Source organism: Nocardia terpenica, from assembly GCF_013186535.1.
In the GTDB taxonomy this organism is placed as follows: domain Bacteria; phylum Actinomycetota; class Actinomycetes; order Mycobacteriales; family Mycobacteriaceae; genus Nocardia; species Nocardia terpenica.
Genome location: NZ_JABMCZ010000004.1, coordinates 629,476 through 651,889 on the forward strand (window position 1 = coordinate 629,476; position 22,414 = coordinate 651,889).

General features: G+C 71.6%; 2 protein-coding genes. Both read left to right on the forward strand.

Annotation, left to right across the window (positions count from 1 at the left end):
- Window positions 1–244 precede the first annotated feature (244 nt).
- A complete protein-coding gene (locus tag HPY32_RS35685) occupies window positions 245–17,707 on the forward strand; it encodes a non-ribosomal peptide synthetase (protein WP_171983215.1) in 17,463 nt (5,820 codons plus the stop codon).
- Window positions 17,704–22,413 carry a non-ribosomal peptide synthetase gene (locus HPY32_RS35690; RefSeq protein WP_171983216.1) on the forward strand — a complete coding sequence of 1,570 codons (4,710 nt, stop codon included), beginning with the start codon at window positions 17,704–17,706 and terminating at the stop codon, window positions 22,411–22,413. The genes HPY32_RS35685 and HPY32_RS35690 overlap by 4 nt, the downstream gene beginning before the upstream one ends.
- Window position 22,414 lies beyond the last annotated feature (1 nt).

A 22,414-nucleotide genomic window follows, 5' to 3' on the forward strand; every position in this document is an offset into this window, starting at 1 on the left:
TATCGGTATCCTTCCGTTCGCAATCAGATTGCTGTAGGGTTGCCCTCGCCGAGGAAGATCGGTATATCTCGGGGCCTGGCTCTCCGGCGTTCCGTTCGAGCAGCATCCGGGACGTGCCCCCCGGGAACAGTCGGGGTGATTTTCGAACTATCGGGCGGTCGTGACTTGTCTTCGGGCAGGTCGTGTTTCGTCTCATCCGCCGTGCGTGGGCACGTGGTGCCGCGCACCCGCCAAGGAGTTGATCATGGTTCGGTCGACGAAATCCTCGGATCTGCGGCCGTTGTCGCGCGCCCAGACGGGCGTGGTGATGGGCCAGGCCCTGGATCCGTCCAGTTCGGCGTTCTGGATCGCGGAGTACGTGGAGATTCACGGCGAGGTGGATCTGGCGGCGCTGCGGGCGGCGGTCGAGCGCACGGCCGACGAGATCGACCCGTGCCGTATCCGTTTCGTGGAGATCGACGGCGAGATCTTCCAGGAGCACTCCGACGAATGCGTCTGCGTCATCGAGACGTACGACCTGCGTGCGGACCCGCAGGGGCGGCAGTTCGCGATGGCGTGGATGCAGGCGCATCTGGCGAGTGCCCCGGATCTGGCGGCGGGCGGGCTGTTCACGGCCGCCGCGTTCCGGCTGTCCGACGAGCTGTGCCTGTTCTTCGAGAGCGCCCACCACGCGATCCTGGACGCCTATTCGGGCTCGCTGTTCATTCAGCGCATCACCCAGCATTATGCGGCGCTGGTGCGCGGGCAGGACGCGGGCCCGAACCCGTTCGGCCACAGCGGCGCGTTCGTGGCCGACGAGCGGGCCTATCGGGAGTCCGAGCAGTTCGCGCAGGATCGGCGGTACTGGCTGGAGAAGTTCGCCGACGACGTCGAACTGGTGGGCATGGGCCGCCGCGCCGGCTCGGTCGCGCCGTCCTTCTATCGCGAAACCGCGTACCTGCCACAGGAATTCGCCGATCATCTGGCCGCGGTCGGGGCCGGGCTGGCGTCGAAGTGGACGCGGGTGATCCTGGCCGCCATCGCCTGCTATGTGCATCGGATCATCGACCGCGAGGACGTGGTGCTGGTGCTGCCGGTGACCGGCCGGTCCACGCCGGAGGCGAATATGACGCCGGGCATGGCGGCGAATATGGTGCTGGTGCGGTTCCGGATCCGCGCGGACAGCACCGTCGCCGAGGTGGTGGCGCAGGCGGCGACCGAGCTGAAAGCCGCACTGGCGCACCGCAAGTACCGGCTGGAGGATCTGCGCCAGGAGCTGGCGGCGCTGCGCGGGAACGCGGTGCTGCCGGTGGTGTTCGTGAATATTCTGTCGTTCTATCTGCCCGTCGATTTCGCCGGGGTGGCGACGACGGTGCACAACCTGAGCAACGGGCCGGTGGACGATCTCGCCTTCACCGTCTACGACCGCTCCGACGGTGCGGGTCTGCAGATCGACGTCGACGGTAATCCGTACGCCTATGACGCGGATGTGGTTGCGGCACACCGTGACCGATTCACCCGTTACTGCCGGGAGATCACCCGCGATCCGCAGGCCCGGGTCGGTGATGTCGAGATCCTGCTGCCGCAAGAGCGCGCGCAGGTGCTGACGGGGTGGAATCCCGACCGCGTCGCGCCGCCCGGCGACGATATCTGCGCCCGGTTCGACCGGCAGGTGCGGCGCAGCCCGCAGGCGGAGGCCGTGCGGTTCGGCGCGGCGGCGCTGACCTATCGGGAGCTGGACGAGCGCGCCAACCGGCTGGCCCGCGAGTTGCTGGAACGCGGTGTGCGGGTGGAGGATCGGGTCGGCCTGATCCTGCCGCGCTCGCTGGATCTGGTGGTCGGCATTCTCGCCGTGCTGAAGACGGGGGCGGCCTACGTGCCGGTGGATCCGGCCGCCCCGGCGCAGCGGATCGCCCACATTCTCGAGGACTCCGCGCCCGCGACGGTGCTCACGCTCGCCGAGTACGCCGGACTCGTTCCCGGGAACACCGTGCTGCTCGACGATCCCGAGACGGTCGATCGGATCGGGGCACGGCCGGGTGAGCCCGTCGGGACCGATGAGCGCGGCGCGGTGCTGCGCCCGGCCAATGGCGCGTACGTGATCTACACCTCCGGGTCGACCGGCCTCCCGAAGGGCGTGATCATCCCGCACCACAATGTGATTCGCATGCTGGACCAGACCGGCGAATGGTTCGACTTCGGCGCGCAGGACGTGTGGCCGCTGTTTCATTCCTACGCCTTCGACATGTCGGTGTGGGAAATCTGGAATGCGTTGCTGCGTGGCGGCCGCCTGGTGGTGGTCGACTACGAGACGTCGCGGTCGCCGCATCGGTTCCTGGCGCTGCTGCGGAGCGAGGGCGTCACCGCGCTCAACCAGACGCCGTCGGCCTTCCTGCCCCTCATCGATGCCGTGCGCGGGGAGTCCGGCCTGCCCGCGCTGCGGGTGGTGACCTTCGGCGGCGAGGCGCTGAATCCGGCGCAGCTGCGGGCCTGGTTCGAGCGGTGCGGCGACCGGACGCGCCTGGTGAACATGTACGGCACCACCGAGACGACGGTGCACGCGACCTACCGGCCCCTCGGCCCCAGCGAACGCGACGTGACCGCGAACGTGGTCGGCCGCGCCATTCCCGATCAGCGCACCTACGTGCTGGACTCGCGGCTGCGTCCGGTGCCGCCGGGCGCGGCGGGCGACCTCTATCTGGGCGGTGGGGGACAGGCGCGCGGGTATCATCGCCGCGCCGGGCTGACGGCGGCCAGGTTCGTGGCGAATCCGTTCGGTGCGCCGGGCGAAACCCTGTACCGCACCGGGGATATCGCGCGCTGGACCGCCGACGGTGAGCTCGAGTACCTGGGTCGCGGCGACGATCAGGTGCAGATCCGTGGCTTTCGCGTCGAACCCGGTGAGATCGCCGCGGCGCTGCTGCGGCACCCGCGGGTGCGCGACGCGGCGGTCGTGGTGCGCGGCGAGCAGCGCCTGACCGCGTACCTGGTGGCGGACGCGGACCCGCCCTCGGCCGCCGAGCTGCGCGAATTTCTGCGAGACCTGGTGCCGGACTACATGATTCCGGCGGCCTTCGTCGCCCTGCCGGTGCTGCCGCTGACCACGAACGGCAAACTGGACCGCCGCGCGCTGCCCGAGCCGGAGCTGCCTCGGGCCGGTGCGCGCCGGGCGCCGCGCACCCCGGTGGAGGCGACGCTGTGCGGGCTCTACGCCGGGGTGCTCGGCGTGCCCGAGGTCGGGCCCGACGACGATTTCTTCGAGCTGGGCGGGCATTCGCTGTCGGCGATCAAACTGACGTCGAAGATCAAGGCGGAGTTCGGGATTCAGCTCGGCATCCGGGACCTGTTCGATGCGCGCACGGTGGCGGTGGTGGCCGAGCGGCTGGCGGGCAGCGCCCTGGCCACCCGGCCCCCGCTGGTGCGGCGGCCGGATACCGGGCCGGTGCCGCTGTCCTACGCGCAGCGGCGGCTGTGGTTCCTGAACCAGCTGGAGGGGGCCGGGACCGCCTACAACGAGCCGTACGCGCTGCATCTGACCGGTCCGGTGGACATCGACGCGCTGAGCGCCGCCCTGGGCGATGTGCTCACCCGGCACGAGGCGCTGCGCACCGTCGTGGCGGAGCGCGACGGACAGCCGTATCAGCGGGTCCTCGACCCGGCGGCGCTGCCGCCGGTGCTGGATGTGGTGGCGGCGCGCGCGACCGACATCGACGAGCGCCTGCGCGAATTCGCCACCACCCCATTCGATCTCGCCGCCGACATTCCGTTCGCGGCACGGTTGTTCACGCTCGGTGTCGACGAGTACGTGCTGGCCGTGGTGGCGCATCATATCGCCGCGGACGGTTGGTCGGCGGGTCCGCTGGCGGCGGATCTGTCGTCGGCATATCGGTCGAGAGTGGCCGGGCGGCAACCGGACTGGGAACCCCTGCCGGTCCGGTACACCGATTACACGCTGTGGCAGCGTGCGCTGCTGGGCGAGGAGACGGATGCCGACAGCCGGGCCGCGCGGCAGGTGGCGTTCTGGCGGGAACAGTTGCGCGACGTGCCCGCCGAGCTGGCATTGCCCGCGGACCGGCCGCGGCCGCCGCGATCGTCGTATCGGGGCGGGCGGGTCGAGTTCGAGGTTCCGGCCGAAACACACGCTCTGCTGGCCGAATTCGCGCGGGAGACCGGCAGCAGCGCGTTCATGATCCTGCAGGCGGCCCTGGCGGGTCTGCTCACGCGGCTGGGTGCGGGCACCGATATCCCGATCGGGTCGCCGATCGCCGGACGGCCGGACACCGCGCTGGATTCCCTGGTCGGGTTCTTCGTCAATACGCTGGTGCTGCGCCTGGACACGGCGGGCAATCCCACCTTCCGGGCCCTGGTCGAGCGGGCCCGGGCGCGGGCGCTGGCGGCCTACGAGCATCAGGACGTGCCGTTCGAACTGCTGGTGGAGGCGCTGAATCCGGATCGCTCGCTGGCCCGGCATCCGCTGTTCCAGGTCATGCTGGCGGTACAGCACCACGACCGGCCCCGACTGGACTTCGCGGCGGCGGAGGCGACGATCCTGCCCATCGATATCGGCGACGCCCGGTTCGACCTGGAATTCGTGGTGGCCGAACACTTCACCCGCGACGGGCGGCCGGACGGGCTGGCGGGTTCGCTGAAGTACGCGTGCGATTTGTTCGACGAGACGACCGCGCGCACCCTCACCCGGCGATACGTCCTGTTTCTGGAACAGCTGCTGCGGCAACCGGATACGCCGCTGACCGGGCCGACGGTGCTCGTGGGTTCGGAGCGGAGCGACCTGCTGGCCCTCGGCCGCGGTCCCGCCGCCACGCCCGCCGCGGTCGATACCGTGCGGCGCATCGCCCAGCACGCGCGTGCGACACCGGACGCCGTGGCCGTCGTGGCGGCGGATGCCCTGCTGACGCGGGCCGAGCTGGACGAACGCTCGGCGGCACTGGCCCGGGACCTGGTCGGCGCGGGCATCGGCCCCGATGATGTGGTAGCGGTCGTGCTGCCGCGCTCGGCGGACTGGATCGTGGCGCTGCTGGCGGTGCGGCGGACCGGGGCCGCGTACGCGCCCATCGATCCGACCTATCCGGACAACCGGATTCGCGCCATGCTCGACGACAGCGCCGCGCGCTGCGTGCTGACCACGCGCGGGTGGGCCGACAGCCACGATGTCGGCCTCACCGGCGCGATCACCGACCGGCCGCACGCGAATCACGCCGTCACCCTGCCGAATCCGGCCGAGCTTCCGGCGCAGCGGCTGGCGTACGTCATCTTCACCTCGGGCTCCACCGGGCGGCCCAAACCGACCGCGGTGCAGCTGGACGGCTTCGAGAACACCCTGGCCTGGTACGAGGAGGAACTGGCCGACCTGGACGGCGCGGTGCTGATCGCCTCGTCGCCGAGCTTCGATCTGACGCAGAAGAACGTGTGGGTGGCCTTGCGGACCGGGCGGCCGATAGCGTTGGCGGGGGCGCGATTCGAGCCCGCGCAGGTGGCCGCGCTGGCGGCCGAGTTCCCGGTGGCCGTGGCGAATATGGCGCCCAGCGCTTTTCACGCCGTGCTGGAGGCCGACTCCGCGGGCGTGCTGGGATCGATCGGCGCGGTGGTGCTGGGCGGGGAACCGATCCCGGTCGAGGATCTGGCTCGAATCGGCGCTCCGGCACCGCGATTCGTCAACAGCTACGGTCCCACCGAGGCCGCGGACGTGGTCGCCTGCCACCGGCTCGATGCGGATCTGGATCGGTATCGGCGGCAACCGATTCCGATCGGGACCGCGATCGCGGGAATCGACCTGTACGTCCTCGGGCCGGATCTCGCGCTGGCGCCGCCGGGCGTGCTCGGTGAGCTGTATGTGTCCGGTCCCGGTGTGGGCCGGGGGTACGCGGGGCATCCGGGCAGCACGGCCGCCCGGTTCGTGGCCGACCCGTTCACCGGTGGCCGCATGTACCGGACGGGTGATCTGGTGCGGTGGCGGCCGGACGGCACGCTCGACTATCACGGCCGCGCCGACGAACAGGTGAAGCTGCGGGGTATCCGGATCGAGACCGGGGAGATCGAGGCGGTGCTGACCGCGCGGCCCGATATCGCGCACGCCGCGGTGATCGTCCGCGCGGACCGGCCCGGCGATCAGCGCCTGACCGGCTACCTGGTCGCCGCCGAGGGGGCCGACCCGGATCCGATCGTGATCCGCCAGCAGCTGTCCCGCGAACTGCCCACCTATCTGATCCCGTCGGCGCTGGTACTGCTGGATCGAATCCCGTTGACCCCCAATGGAAAGCTGGACAAGCGGGCGCTACCGGAACCGGCCGTGTCCGAGGCCGGGACACAGCCGCGCACGCCCGCCGAGGCGCTGGTGTGCGCGCTGTTCGCGGAGGTGCTCGGCGTGCCCGCCGTCGGCGTCGACGACAACTTCTTCGACCGCGGCGGCCACTCCCTGCTCGCCGGGAAGCTGGTCGCGCGGCTCGAGGCGGTGACCCCGGCCGGACTCGGCATCCAGGACGTGTTCGAATGCCCGACGCCCGCGGCGCTGGCCGAGCTCCTCGACCGGCCCGCCGCCGGGCATACCCCGCTGGTGCCCCAGCCCCGGCCCGAGCGCATCCCGGTGTCGCACGCCCAGCGGCGGCTGTGGTTCCTGGACCGGCTGACCACCGGGACCGCCTACAACATGCCGATCGTGTTGCGGCTCACTGGAACACTGGACGAGCGGGCCTTGCGCGCGGCTCTCACCGATGTGGTGGCCCGGCACGAGACGCTGCGGACCGTCCTCCCGGAGGCGGACGGCGAACCGTATCAGCGGGTGCTGCCCGCCGAGACGGTCGCGGTGCCGTTCGAGACCATCGGCATCGCGCCCTCCGACCTGGATGCGGCCCTCCGCGCGGAGGGGGCCCGGCGTTTCGCGCTGGAATCCGATATTCCCTTGCGGTGCACGCTGTTCCGGCTGTCGGACGACGCGCACGTGCTGGCGCTGACGGTGCATCACATCGCGGCCGATGGTTGGTCGCTGGGACCGCTGGCCCGGGACCTGTCCGAGGCGTACCGGGCGCGGGCGGCAGGGACCGGGCCGCGGTGGCCGCGGCTCCCGGTCGCCTACGCCGACTTCGCGCTCTGGCAGCGCCGAACGGTCGGGGAGGAGAGCGATCCGGATTCGCCGCTGTCCGCGCAAGTGGCGCACTGGCGAGCCGTTCTCGACGGGATGCCCGAAGAGCTCGATCTCCCGCGCGACCGCCCGCGCCCGGCGCACCCGAGCGGCGGATCCGCTACCGTGCCGATTCACCTGGACGCCGCCCGCTACGCCGCGCTGACCGAGGCGGCCGCCGCCCGGCGGGCCACGGTGTTCATGCTCGTGCACACCGCCCTGGCCGCGACCCTGGCCCGCAGCGGCGCGGGAACCGACATCGTGATCGGCGCGCCCGTGGCGGGCCGCTCCGACAGCGCGCTGGACGAGCTGGTCGGCTTCTTCGTCAACACCCTGGTGCTGCGCACCGACCTGTCCGGTAATCCGACCGTGGCGGAGGCGATCTCGCGTATTCGAGGCACCGACCTGGCGGCGCTCGCGCACCAGGATGTGCCCTTCGAGCGGTTGGTGGCGGAGATCGACCCGGAGCGGTCGTTCGGTCGGCATCCGCTGTTCCAGGTGGCGCTGGCCGTGCAGAACACCGCCGAGGCGACCGTGCGGCTGCCGGGCCTGGAGATCACGGCGACGCCGGGTGCGCTCGAGGCCGCGAAATTCGACCTGTCCTTCGAACTCACCGAACACCACGGCGACGGCGTGCTGACCGGTTATCTCGCCTACGCCACCGACCTTTTCGACCCGGACACCGCGCGGGCGCTCGCGGACCGCTTCCTGCTGATGCTCGATGCGGTGGCGGGCGACCCGGCACGACGGCTGCACGACATCGATGTGCTGTCGGAAACCGAACGGCGACTGACGCTTCCGGCCACGCCGCCACCGCCGCCGCCCCGGGACTCGATGGCGGCGCTGTTCGATCGCGCCGTCCGGGAGCACCCGTACGCCGCGGCCCTGGTGACCGATCGCGAGACCATCGACTACGCGGACCTGTCCGCACGGGCCGGGCGGCTGGCGAACCATCTACTCGGACAGGGGGTTCGCGCGGAGACCAGGGTGGGTGTGTGCCTGCCCCGGTCGGTGGACTATGTGGTGGCGGTGCTGGCGTGCGTGAAGATCGGCGCCACCTACGTGCCGATCGATCCGGCCTATCCGCCGCAGCGGCAACGGTTTCTGCTGTCGCAGGCGCGGCCTCGGCTGATCCTGACCGACTCGGCCAGCGCCGCGACCCTGCCGTCCGGCGTGGACCGCATCGTGCTCGACGACCGTCGCACCGCGAAGCGCATCCGGCACCTGTCGATCGTCGAACGCCTCCGGCTCGCGCCGCATCCCCGGCAGGCCGCCTATGTGATGTACACGTCCGGATCGACCGGCCGCCCCAACGGCGTGGTCGTGACCGGCGCGGATATCGTTGCGCTGGCGGCGGATTCGGGGTTCGCGGGCGCGGCGCACGATCGGGTGCTGCTGCACTCGCCGCTCGCGTTCGACGCCTCGACCTACGAGTTGTGGGTGCCGCTGCTCACCGGCCGCACCGCGGTGCTCGCGCCGGAGGGCCCGCTGGACGGGCGGGTGCTGCGCGACCGCATCGTCCGGCACGGCGTGACCGCCGTGTTCCTGACCACCGCGCTGTTCGCGCTGCTGGCCGAGGAGGATCCGGGCTGCTTCGCCGGGCTGCGCGAGATCAATGTCGGCGGCGAGGCGATCGCGCCCGCGACCGTGGCGCGGGTGCGGGCCGCCTGCCCGTCGGCGCGGATCGTGTGCGTGTACGGGCCGACCGAGGCGACCACCTTCGCCACCCGCTACCCGGTCCTGGGCCCGCTGCCGCGCGTGACGGCGATGCCGCTGGGCGTGCCGCTCGATTCGATGCGCTGCTATGTGCTCGACGAGTATCTGCGGCCCTGCGCGCCCGGTGTCGCGGGCGAGCTGTATCTGGCGGGTACCGGGGTGAGCCGCGGGTACCTGGACCGGCCGCAGGCGACGGCGGCGCGATTCGTCGCCGACTGCCTCGATCCCGCCGGTGACCGCATGTACCGGACCGGTGATATCGCCCGCTGGCGGCTGGTCGGCGACCGGGCCGAACTGGATTACCTCGCCCGCGCCGACGATCAGGTGAAGCTGCGCGGGCACCGGGTCGACCCCACCGAGATCGCCTCGCTGCTGGAGGCCGACCCTGGTATCGATCGGGCCGCGGTGGTGCTGCGCACCGACCTGCCCACCGGCCCCGCGCTGATCGCCTATGTGACGTCCCGTGCGGGACAACCCGATTCGCGCCGACTGCGGGAACTGCTCGCGACCCGGCTGCCCGCCCCGCTGGTGCCCGCCGCCTTCGTGCCGGTGGGGCGGTTGCCGATCACCGAGAACGGCAAGCTGGATCGGCGTGCCCTGCCCGCGCCGGTGTTCGAGGCGGAGCAGTATCGCGCCCCGGCCACCGCCTGGGAACATCGGCTCGCCGAGGCGTTCGCCGCGGTGCTCGGCATCGAGACGGTCGGCGCCGACGACAATTTCTTCGGGCTGGGCGGGCATTCGCTGCTCGCCACCAAACTGGTGTCGCGGCTGCGGGATACGCACGGGGTGGACATCGGTGTGCGGGCGCTGTTCGACCACCCGACGGTCGCCGCCCTCGCCGCCCGGCTCGACGACGGTCGCGGCGGCGACACCGGCAGGCCCGTACTGCGCGCCGCCCCGCGGGGTACGCCGCCCGCGCTGTCGTTCGCGCAGCGGCGAATGTGGTTGCTGGACCGGATCGATCGGGACCGGGCGACCTATACGATTCCGCTGCTGGTCCGGTTGTCCGGCGAGCTACGCCTCGGCGCGCTCCAGCGGGCCCTCGCGGATGTTGTTGCCCGGCACGACAGCCTGCGCACCCGGCTGCGGGAGCAGGACGGCGTCCCGGTGGCGGCGATCGCGCCGCCCGGTGCGGTATTCGGGCTGACCGTGGTGCCGACGACCGTGGAGCGGGAACCGGAACTGCTGTCCGCCGAGGCGGCGCGTCCCTTCCGGCTCGATGTCGACCTGCCCTTGCGGGCAACACTGTTCGAGACCGGACCCGAAACGCGCACGCTGCTGCTGGTGCTGCATCACAGCGCGGCCGACGGCGCGTCGCTGGCCCCGCTGGCCGCGGACCTGTCGGCGGCCTACCGGGCCCGGCTCGACGGGAACGCCCCCGAACTGCCTGTGCTGGCGGTGCAGTACGCCGACTATGCGGCGTGGCAGCGATCGGTGGTGGGAACGGAGGACGAACCCACCGACCTGGGTGCGGAGCAGATCCGGTACTGGCGTTCGGCTTTGGCGGGCCTGCCGGAGGAATTGTCCCTGCCGGTGGACCGGCCCCGTCCCGCCGTCGCCACCGGATCCGGTGGGCGCGTGCGGTTTACCCTCGATCGGCGGCTGTGGCGGCAGCTGGAGCTGATCGGCGAACAGCATCGGGCGAGCGTATTCATGGTGCTGCACACCGCGCTCGCGGCGCTGCTGCATCGGATGGGCGCGGGCTCCGACATCCCGATCGGCACGGTGGTGGCGGGACGACCGGAGCCACAGTTGGAACCGCTGATCGGCCTGTTCGCCAATACCCTTGTGGTGCGGGCGGATCTGAGCGGCGACCCGAGCGTGGCCGAGCAGCTGGCGCGGAGCCGGGAATCGGCGCTGGGGGCGTTCGCGCATCAGGAGCTGCCGTTCGAGCGCTTGGTGGAGGTGCTGGACCCGCCGCGCTCGCGGGCGCGGCACCCGCTGTTCCAGGTGGCGCTGTCGCTGAACAATACGGCCGCACCGCGATTGGAGCTGCCGGGGCTGACGGCCGAGGTCGGCGAACCGGATCTCGCCACCGCCAAATTCGACCTGTCCTGGCATATCACCCAGCCGCACGCCGACTCGGGAGCCGCTGCGGTGCTGGAGTATTCGGCCGATCTGTTCGACCCCGAGACCGCGCGGGAGCTGGTGTCGCGGTTCCTGCTGGTGCTGCGGCAGGTCGCGGGCGATCCGCGGCGCCGCGTGCGGGACCTGAACGTGCTGAGCCTGACCGAGAGCGCCGCCACCTTCGGCCGGGGCGCGACGGGTGATTTCACCGGTGCGCCGCGGCCGTTCCCGGAGCTGTTCGCCGCCCGGGTCCGCGCGAATCCGGAGGCGGAGGCGGTCACCGACGGGGTGCGGGTCGCGACCTATCGGGAGCTGGACGCGGCCTCGGACATCGTGGCCCGGCAGTTGCGGGCCCGGGGGATCGGCATCGAGGATCGCGTGGCCGTGTTGCTTGCGCGATCGGTGGCCAACACCGTTGCGGTGCTGGGCATTCTGAAGGCCGGTGCGGCGTATGTCCCGGTCGATCCCGGGTATCCGGCCGAGCGCATCGAATACCTGCTGTCCGACAGTCGTCCCGCGCTGGTTCTGGTGGGTGCGGGATCGAGTGTTCCGCTGCCGCAGCTGGATTCGGCCGAGCTGCGCGGCGACGGTGTGCTCGTCGGCGACCCGGTCCCCGCTGCGGGACCCGACCTGCCGGTGGTCCCGGTCGATGCGGGTGCCTATGTCATCTACACGTCCGGGTCGACCGGGCGGCCCAAAGGCGTGGTGGTCTCGCACCGGGGTGTGGCGGGGCTGGCCGCCACCCACGCCGACACCTGCGGGGTGGGGCCGGGTGACCGGGTCCTGGCCTGGGCGTCACCGAGTTTCGACGCCTCCTACTGGGAGCTGTCGATGGCGCTGCTGACCGGCGCCACGCTGGTGCTGTCGCCGCAGCAGCCGGTGGTGGGCGCGGAGCTGGCGAATGTCATTGCCGGTACCGGGATTACGGTGGCGACGATCTCGCCGAGCGTGCTGGCGTCGGTGCCGCAGGGCACGCTGGCCTCGGTCCGGCTGCTGGTGGTCGCCGGAGAAGCGGTGGGGGCCGGACTGGTTCGGCGCTGGGCGGCCGGGCGGGCGCTGCGTAATGCGTACGGGCCGACCGAGACCACGGTGTGCGCCACCATGAGCGAGGCCCTGGACACCTCGGGGCGGACCCCGATCGGGTCCCCGGTCGCGGCGGCGCGCCTGTGCGTGCTGGACGGGCGGCTGCGGCCGGTGCCGCCGGGCGTGGTGGGCGAGCTGTATGTCGGCGGAGACGGTGTCGCGCGGGGATATCACGGCCAATTCGCGCGCACCGCAGGACAATTCGTCGCCGACCCCTTCGGGCCCGCCGGTGCCCGCATGTATCGCACGGGTGATCTGGTGCGCTGGAATCGCGGCGGCACACTGGAATACGTCGGCCGCGGCGACGATCAGGTGAAGCTGCGCGGGCTGCGCATCGAGCCCGGCGAGATCGCGGCGGTGCTCGCCGAACACGAGGCGGTCGAGGACGCGGTCGTCATCGTGTCCGACCGGGATCAGCTGCTCGGCTATGTCGTGGCGCGGACGGGACCGGTGGATGTCGGTGCGCTGCACACACATCTGCGGCAGCGGCTCCCCGACTACCTGGTGCCCGCGGCCATTGTCGAGATCGACGCCATACCCACCACCGCGCACGGCAAACTCGACCGCGCCGCCCTGCCCGCACCGGCCGTGACCACCGACGGCGCGCAGGCGCCGCGCACGCCGACCGAACAGGTGCTGTGCGAGGCGTTCTCGGAGATATTGGCGGCCACCGAGATCGGGGTGCACGACGATTTCTTCGCGCGCGGCGGGCATTCGCTGTCGGCGTCGCGATTGGTGGCGCGGGTGCGGGCGCGGCTGGGCGGCGACCTCGGGGTGCGCGACGTGTTCGAGCATCCCACCCCGGCCCGGCTGGCCACCCGGGTGGACGGCGCCGCGGGCGGCCGGGTGGCGCTGCTGGCCGGGGAGCGCCCGGCGCGGGTGCCCGCCTCCGCGGCCCAGCGGCGGCTGTGGTTGCTCAACCGGCTCGATCCCGAACTCGCCACCTACAATGTGCCGCTGGCGGTTCGGCTGCGCGGCGCCCTCGATGTCGCGGCGCTCGCCGCCGCGCTCGACGATGTGGTGCGGCGGCACGAGGCGCTGCGCACCGTGCTGCCCGAATCCGGCGGCCGCCCTTATCAACTCGTGCTCGACGGCGCGGCCGCGCGGCTGGACCTCGCCGTGGAGGATGTCGATGCGGATCGGCTGGCGGCACGGGCGGCGGCGGAGGCGGGCCGCGGATTCGATCTGCGCCACCAGATCCCGGTGCGCGCCACCCTGTTCCGCCGGGCCGCCGACGATCATGTGCTGCTGCTGACGCTGCACCACATCGCCACCGACGGCGAGTCCGAGGTGCCGTTGGCCACCGATCTCGCCGCCGCCTATGCGGCCCGTCGACGCGGCCGCGCGCCCGAATGGGCGCCGCTGCCGGTCCAATACGCCGACTACAGCCTGTGGCACGAGCGGCTGCTCGGCGACGAATCCGATCCACGGAGCCTGGCCGCGGTGCAGCTGGAGTACTGGCGCACCGCGCTGGCGGACCTGCCCGCCGAGCTGACACTGCCGACCGATCGGCCTCGCCCGGCCGAAAGTTCCTACCGCGGTGGGACGGTGGATCTCGGGCTCGATGCGGACCTGCACCGGGAAGTGGCGGAGTTCGCGCGCGCCCACGAGGTGAGCGTGTTCATGGTGCTGCACGCGACCGCGGCCGTGTTGCTGTCGCGCTGCGGGGCGGGCACCGATATTCCGATGGGCTCGGTGGTGGCGGGCCGGACCGATGCCGCGCTGGAGCGGCTGATCGGGTTCTTCGTCAATACGCTGGTGCTGCGCGCCGACCTGTCGGGCGATCCCACGCTCGGCGAAGCGCTGCAACGGATTCGGCGCACCGATCTCACCGCCCTCGCCCACCAGGACGTGCCGTTCGAGCGGCTGGTGGAGGTGCTGGACCCGCCGCGCTCGCGGTCGCGGCACCCGCTGTTCCAGGTGGCGGTGGTCTTCCAGAACGGCCGGGAGCGCACGCTACGGCTACCGGGGCTGCGGGCGACACCGTATCGGGTGAGTGTGCCCGCCGCCCGATTCGATCTGTCGTTCAGCTTCGTCGAACAGCGCGACGCGCAGGGCGATCCCGCCGGCATCGACGGGACGGTGGAATACGCCGCCGACCTGTTCGACGCCGACACCGTGGCGGGGCTGGCCGGGCGGTTCCGGCTGGTGCTGCGGCAGCTGCTCGACGAGCCCGGGCGTCGGCTCGGGGCGGTGCAGGTGCTCGGTGCGCGCGAGCGCGTGGAACTGTTGGGGCGCAAGGCGATCGGCAGCTTCGCCGGGCGGGTGCGGACGGTTCCGGAGATCTTCGCGGACTCCGTGCGGGCCCGGCCGGATGCCTGCGCGGTAACCAACGGGAGTGCGTCGCTGTCCTATCGGGAATTGGATGCGGCCTCGTCGGTGCTGGCTCGGCAGTTACGGGCTCGGGGTATCGGAGCCGAGGACCGGGTGGCCGTGCTGCTGCCGCGCTCGGTGGCGAATGTCGTTGCGGTGCTCGGTATTCTGAAGGCCGGTGCGGCCTACGTTCCGGTCGATCCCGGGTATCCGGCCGAACGCATCGAGTATGTGCTGTCCGACAGCCGTCCCGCGCTGGTACTGGTGGGTGAGACCGAGCCGGAGCCGAGTCCGGTGGTACACACCGTGGCGATCACTGCCGCTGGGCCGAGGATCGGAACCGTGGTCGGCGATCCGATCGAGGAGCCGGAAAAGGCCACGCCGCCAACGGGTCCGGCCACAGCCGCGGCCTATGTCATCTACACGTCGGGATCGACCGGGCGGCCCAAGGGCGTCGTGGTCTCGCACACGGGCGTGGCCGGGCTCGCGGACACCCATGCGCGCAGCTGCCGCGTCGGGCCCGGAGATCGGGTGCTCGCCTTGGCATCACCGAGTTTCGACGCCTCCTACTGGGAGCTGTCGATGGCGCTGCTGACCGGCGCCACGCTCGTCGTGTCCCCGGAAATTCCGGTCGTCGGCGCGGATTTGGCGAATTTCATTGCCGCGACGGATATCTCGGTAGCGACGATCTCGCCGAGCGTGCTGGCGTCGGTGCCGGAGGGCACGCTGGCGTCGATCCGGTTGCTGGTGGTCGCCGGGGAAGCGGTGAGCGCCACACTGGTTCGGCGGTGGTCGCCGGGCCGGGAGATGCGTAACGCCTACGGCCCGACCGAGACGACCGTCTGCGCGACGATGAGCGAACCGCTGGAGGAGGCCGGTCGCGCGCCGATCGGTCACCCGGTGGCCGCGGCCCGGGTGTATGTGCTCGACCCTCGGCTGCAACCGGTGCCGCCCGGCGTGGTGGGGGAGCTGTATGTCGGCGGGGCGGGTGTGGCCCGCGGCTACCATGGCCGATTCGACCGCACGGCAGCGCAATTCGTCGCCGACCCACACGCCGCACCCGGCGCCCGCATGTACCGGACCGGTGATCTCGTGCGGTGGAATCGGGACGGCGCACTGGAATACGTCGGCCGCGGCGACGATCAGGTGAAGCTGCGCGGGCTGCGCATCGAGCCGGGCGAGATCGCGGCGGCGCTCGCCGAGCACGAGGCGGTCGCCGACGCGGTGGTGATCGTGTCGGATCGGTCGCAGTTGGTGGCCTACGCGGTGCCCGCGCCCGGCGGCGCACCGCTGGACGGCGACGACCTGCGCGGGTATCTGCGGGGACGGCTGCCGGACTATCTGGTGCCCGCGGCGATCGTCGAGATCGACGCCGTGCCCACCACCGCGCACGGCAAGCTCGACCGCGCCGCACTACCGGAACCGGTCATGCGCGCCGCCGCCCCGCAGCCGCCGCGCACGGCGCAGGAGGAGCTGCTGGTGGCGCTGTGCTCGGAGATGCTGGGCCGCACCGATATCGGCGTCGGCGACGGGTTCCTGGCTCTGGGCGGCGACAGCATTACCGCGCTGCAACTGGTCAGCCGGGCGCGCACCCACGGCGTGGAACTCACGGTGCGGAATGTGCTGGCCGCGGCGACGCTGGCCGATCTGGCCGCCACCGCGACACCGATCGAGGCCGCGACCGATGCCGACGACATCCCGACCGGCCCGGTCCCGATGACGCCGATGCTGCACTGGCTGCGCGAACGCGGCGGCCCGATCGGCGGATTCAACCAGGCGGTGCTGCTGCGCAGTCCCGTCGGCCTCGACGAGGGACGGCTCGAGGCGGCGGCCCGCCGCATCATCGACCACCACCCCGCCCTGCGCACGACCGTGCGGCCCGGCACCGGGGAGGACTGGTCGGTCGACATCCTGGCGCCGGATGCCGCGCCGACCCGGCGGCTCGTGGACCGGGTGGACGTGAGCGGCCTGGGGGAGGTCGAACTCGCCGACACCATCACCCGGCATGCCGCACGGGCCCGGGCCGAACTGAATCCGCGCAAGGGAGTGCTGCTGCGGCTGCGCTGGTTCGACGCGGGCGCCCGCCCCGGCAGGCTGCTCGTCATCGGCCACCACATCGCGGTCGACGCCGTGTCCTGGCCGATCCTGCTCACCGACCTGCTCACCGTGCTGCGCACCGGCGACGACCATGCGCTGTCCCGGCCGGGCACCTCGCTGCGCCGCTGGGCGCAACTGCTGGCCGAGGAGGCCGTGTCGGACACCACGGTGGCCGAGCTGGAACAGTGGAAAACGATACTGTCCCACCAGGTTCCGTCGCTGACGACCGAGCCGCTCGACCCGGCGCTCGACCGGGTGGGCAGCGAAGCGGAAGTCCAGGTCACCCTGCCCGCCGACCTCACCCGCCGGGTACTCGAGGAGGCCACCGCCCGCTTCCACACGGGCCCGGACGTCGTGCTCCTGGCGGCCCTGGCCGCCGCCCTGGCCGAAACCACCGGCCGCGGGGACCTCCTGGTCGACCTGGAACGGCATGGGCGAGAACCGATTCGAGGCGCGGACCTCACCGGAACCGTCGGCTGGTTCACCACCGTGCACCCGGCATTCGTATCCATCAATCCCGCTGGTGTGGGGGAGATCCCGGCCAAAAGCACGCCGGGATCGGAGGGTGACAGGTCGGGATCGGAGGGTGGCGCGTCGGGATCAGAGGGTGGTGCTCTGGGATTGCGGGGCGGTGCGTCGGGATTGCGGGGCGGTGCGTCGGGGTCACAGGGGGGTGCGCTGGGGTCGCAAGGTGGTGCGCGGGGATCGCAAGGTGGCGCGTCGGGATCGCAGGGCAGTGTGTCGGGATCGGAGGGTGGCACTCCTAGATCCCGGCGTGCTTTTGGCCGGGATCCTGTGGTGGGGGCGGGGATTGACTGGACGACGGTGGTGAAGTCGGTGAAAGAGCGGTTGAGTGTGGTGCCGCGGGCCGGGGTTGGGTATGGGCTGTTGCGGTATGTGAATGCTGAGACTCGGGGGGAGTTGGCGGGGCTGGCTCGGCCGGAGATTGCGTTCAACTATCTCGGCCGGGGTGGGGCTGCGGCCGTGGGGGAGTGGGGTCCGGCGGGGGAGGCGATCGGGATCGATGCGTTCGATGATGATGTTCCGAGTATTCATGTGCTGCAACTGAATACGGGGGTGCGGCACACTGCCGAGGGGGACTGCCTGGTGGGGACGTTCCGGTGGCCCGCGCGGCTGGCCACTCGCGCCGCCATCGATGAATTCGCCGCCGCCTGGCTGCGGGCCTTGCGGGGGCTGGCCCGTCATCTCGACGACGACGGGTCCGGTGGGCACAGTCCCTCGGACTTCCCGCTGCTGTCGCTCGCGCAGAGCCAGGTCGACGGGCTCGAACGGAAATGGAGGCGAAATCGCCGATGACCAGCAATATTCAGGATGCGCTGCCGCTGACGCCCCTCCAGGAGGGCGTGCTGTTCCACGCGGAGTACGGGACCGGCGTGGATGTGTACACCACGCAGGTGGTGGTGTCGATCGATGGCGATCTCGATGCCGGGGCGCTGCGGCGGGCGGCGGCGGAGCTGCTGACGCGGCACCCGAATCTGAAGGCGGCCTTCGTCTACGAGGACCTGGATCGGCCCGTGCAGCTCATCCCGCACGAGGTCGACATGCCCTGGGAGGAGGTGGATCTGCGGCCGGTGCCCGATGGTCGCCGGGCGGCGGAACTGGATCGGCTGGTGACCGCGGAGCGCCGCACGCCGTTCGATCTCGCCGAACCGCCGCTGCTGCGCTTCACCCTGGCCCGGCTCGGCGACCGGGACCATCGGCTGATCCTGACCTGCCACCACATTCTCCTCGACGGCTGGTCGATGCCGATTCTGCTGCGAGAGTTGCTGTCCCGCTACGATTCCGACGCGGCCGCACCGTCGCCGACGCCGTTTCGGGACTATCTGGTGTGGTTGTCGCAGCGGGACACCGAGGCGGCGCGGCAGGCGTGGCGCGAGCACCTGGCCGGGATCGATGAGCCGACCCTGATCGCGCCGGGCGCCGATGCCGACGTGCGGCAGCCGCCCCGGTCGCTGACGGTGTGCCTGCCGGAGGCGACCACGGCGGGATTGATCGCCGTGGCCCGCGAGAATCGGCTCACCGTGCACACCCTGGTGCAGACGGCGTGGGCGCTGGTGCTCGGCGGTTCGCGCGGGGCGGGCGAGGTGCTGTTCGGGTCGACGGTGTCGGGGCGTCCGGCGGAGCTGCCGGGTGTCGAGTCGATGATCGGGCTGTTCATCAATACCGTGCCGGTGCGGGCGACGATCTCGCCCACCGCCTCCCTGCTGGACACCGCCCGGGCGCTGTGGTCGGCGCAGGAGGGGATGCGGGAACACGATCATCTCGGGCTGGCCCGAATCCAGCGCGAGACCGGGTTGGGTGAGCTGTTCGACACCGTGGTCATCACCGAGAACTATCCGGTGGATCCGACCGCGCTCGCGGCCGAGGTGAACGGGCTGCGGATCACGGACGTAACAGGATGGGACGCAACGCATTACCCCGTCACCCTGACCGCGACGCTCGGGGCAGAGCTGTCGCTGTGGCTGTCGTTCCGGCCCGATCTGCTCACCGCCGAGGCCGCGGAGGCGCTGCTGGCGCGGGTGCGCCGCGGCCTCACCCTGCTGGCCGAGGCGCCGGAGACCACGGTGGCGGCGGCCGACACCCTCGCGGCGACGGATCGTGGTCTGGTACTGGGGGATTGGGTCGATACCGGTGTCGCGCTGCCGGGCGATCCGGTGCCGGAGCTGTTCGCGCAGTGGGTGGCGATGGCTCCCGAATCCACCGCGGTCGTCTCGGCGGAGGAGTCGCTGACCTACGCCGAATTGGACCGGCGCAGTGCGGCATTGGCGCGGCGACTGCGCGCCGCCGGGGTCGGAGCCGATGATGCTGTGGCGCTGCTGGTTCCGCGGTCGGCCGACCTGGTGGTGGCGATACTCGCGACGCTGCGGGCCGGTGCCGCGTATCTGCCGATCGATCTGTCCGGTCCCTCCGAACGGACGGCGCACATACTCGCGGAGGCCGCGCCCGCCGCGGCGATCGTCACCGGCTCGACCGTGGAACTGGCTGCCGCGCACGCCGTTACGACGGCCGTCCCGGTGCAGGTGACCGGTCAACCGGCCGAATTCACCGATGCCCGACCGGAACCCGCCGCCGCGGCCTATATCGTCTACACCTCCGGTTCCACCGGGCGGCCGAAGGGTGTGGTCGTGCCGCACGGTGCGCTGACCAATGTGCTCGCCGGACTGCGCCTGCTGCTGGATGTTTCGCCCGGGGACCGGCTGCTGGCCCTGAGCGCGATCACCTTCGATATCGCCACCGCCGAACTGCTGCTGCCGCTGATCAGTGGGGCTACCACGGTTGTGACCCCACCCGACGCGGCCCGCGACCTGTTGCCGCTGGTGTCGATGATCGAGGAGCACCGGCCCACGCTGATCGAGGCCACCCCCACGCTGTGGCGGGAGATCCTGGCCGCCTGCCCGGCCGAGCTCGGGGCCGCCACGCTGATCACCGCGGGCGAGGCGCTGCCCGCCGATACCGCCGACACCATGCGGCGGCGCGGGCGGCGGGTGGTGAATCTGTACGGGCCGTCGGAGGCGGCGATCTACAGCACCGGCGACATCGACGGCTCGTATCCGGTGCCGCCGATCGGGGCTCCGCTGCCGAATGTGCGTGCGTACGTGCTGGATTCGTTCCTGCGTCCGGCGGCTCCCGGCGAGGTCGGCGAACTGTACGTCGCGGGATCGGGGCTGGCTCGCGGGTATCTGGGACGACCGGACCTGACCGCCGAACGATTCGTGGCCTGCCCCTACCTGCCCGGCGAACGTCTGTACCGCACCGGCGATCTGGTGAGTTGGGATCGCGCCGGGGTGCTGCACTATCACGGGCGCGCCGACGGGCAGGTGAAGATTCGCGGGTTCCGGATCGAATTGGGGGAGATCGAGGCCGCGCTCACCGCAACGCCCGGAATCCACGCCGCCGCGGCGGATGTGCGGGACGGGCGGATCGTCGGATATGTCGTCGCCGACCCGGAGGTCGACACCGCCGGGGTGCCCGATGCGCTGGTGACCCGGCTGCCCGGATATATGGTGCCCGCCACCGTGATTCGGCTCGACGAGCTGCCCCGCACCGGGACGGGCAAGCTCGATCGCAAGGCGCTGCCCGCGCCGCGCGCCGCCGAGACGACCGGCCGGGACGCCGGTACCGACGAGGAGATCCGGCTGTGCGCGGTCGTGGCCGAGGTGCTGCATCGCGACGGCGTCGGGATCGATGACGACTTCTTCGCGCTGGGCGGGGACAGCATTGCCGCCATGCGGGTCGCCGCCCGCGCCGCCCAGGACGGAATGCCGGTGCTGCCCAAGGATATTTTCCAGCATCGCACGGTGGCGCGGATACTCGCCGCGACCGCCGGGCGCACCCGGGTCGACGCCGAGCCGGACGAGCCGGTCGGTGTCTTCGCGGCTCCGCCGATGGTGCGGTGGCTCTACGAGCGGCCGGGCCGCCACGACGAGGTGAACCAGTCGGTGCTGCTCGAGACCGGCGAGCGGGTCGAGCCCGCCCGGATGAGCGCGGCGCTGACCGCGCTGCTGGAGCGGCATCCGAGCCTGCGGGCGAAGGTCGTCGCGGATGCGGGGTCGATGAGTGTGGAAATCCTTCCCGCGGGCGAGGTTTCGCCGGAACTGCTGGTGGTCGATACCACCGCTCTCACCGCGGCCGAGCTGGACGCGTTCGTCGCCGAGCACACCGTGGCGGCGCAGTGGCGGCTCAATCCCGGTGCGGGCGCACTCGTGCAGGCGGTGCTGTTCGAGCCGGGCACCGCGCTCGGGCGGCTGCCGACGCGGCTGCTGCTGATGGTGCATCATCTCGGTGTCGACGGGGTGTCGTGGTCGACGCTGCTCGACGACCTCGCCGTGGTGCTGGCGGACCCGGCCGCGCTGCTGCCCGGCTCGGGTACCTCCTACCGGGCTTGGGCGCAACGGCTGCACCGGCAGGGCATCGAGTCGGCTCGGGCGCACGAATTGCCCTATTGGACAGCGGTACTCGACGGCGAGGAGCCCCCGTTCGGCCGCCGCCGCGTCGACCCGGCCATCGACACCGGCGACCACGCCCGCACCCTCGTGCGCACGGCGACCGTCGACCTCACCCGGCGGCTGCTGGCCGCGCCCGCGGCGACCGGAACCGGCATCGACGACCTGCTGCTGACCGCGCTGGCCATCGCCACCGTGACCTGGCAGCGCGATCACGGGCACCCGCAGGCGGATTCGATCCTGGTGGACGTGGAGGGCCACGGCCGCGACGCGGTGCCCGACGCCGATCTCACCCGCACCACGGGCTGGTTCACCGCCCGCTACCCGATTCGACTCGGCCCCCTCGCGAAAGACCTCGACCCGGGCGATCCGGCCGGCGCCAGCGCGGCGCTGGCACGCATCCACGCCATCCGCTCGGCAATCCCCGACGGCGGCAACGGCTTCCAGGTGCTGCGCTATCTCGACCCGGCCGGATCCGGCCTGGCACAGGCAGCCCGCCCGCAACTGGGTTTCAACTACCTGGGCCGCTTCGCCCATCGCTCCGCGGGCGGCTGGACATTGGTCGCCGATCCCGGCCAAAAGCATGCCGGGATCACGGGTGGAGAGGGTGCCGGGGTGACGAGCAGAGAGGGTGCCGGGGTGACGAGCGAAGGGGGTGTTGGGCTGGCGAACGGAGAAGATGCCGGGGTGGCGAGTGGAGGGGGTGTTGGGCTGGCGAATGGAGAAGGTGTTGGGGTGGCGAGTGGAGGGGGCGTCGGAAGGGGTTCGGTGGGTGGTGGTTTTCCGTTGGGGTTTGAGCATGCGTTGGATTTGAATGCGTTGACTATTGACAGTTCGGAGGGGCCGCGGTTGCGGGTGTTTTGGATTTGGGCTGGGGCTGTGCTTTCCGAGCGGGAGGTGGGGGCGGTGAGTGATGCGTGGTTTGCCGCGTTGGAAACGCTTGTCGATGCCGCCGAGGGCGGCGATATGGCGGTGGGGGCCGAGGAGCCGCTGCTGATGCTCGATCCCGATGAACTGGCCGATCTGGAATTGGCCGTCGCCTATTCCGAGGAGCGCTGAG

Bases quoted from the DNA above. Each gene is read 5' to 3' on its own strand.
- HPY32_RS35690 (WP_171983216.1), top strand. From the start codon at position 17,704: ATGACCAGCAATATTCAGGATGCGCTGCCGCTGACGCCCCTCCAGGAG.
- HPY32_RS35685 (WP_171983215.1), top strand. From the start codon at position 245: ATGGTTCGGTCGACGAAATCCTCGGATCTGCGGCCGTTGTCGCGCGCC.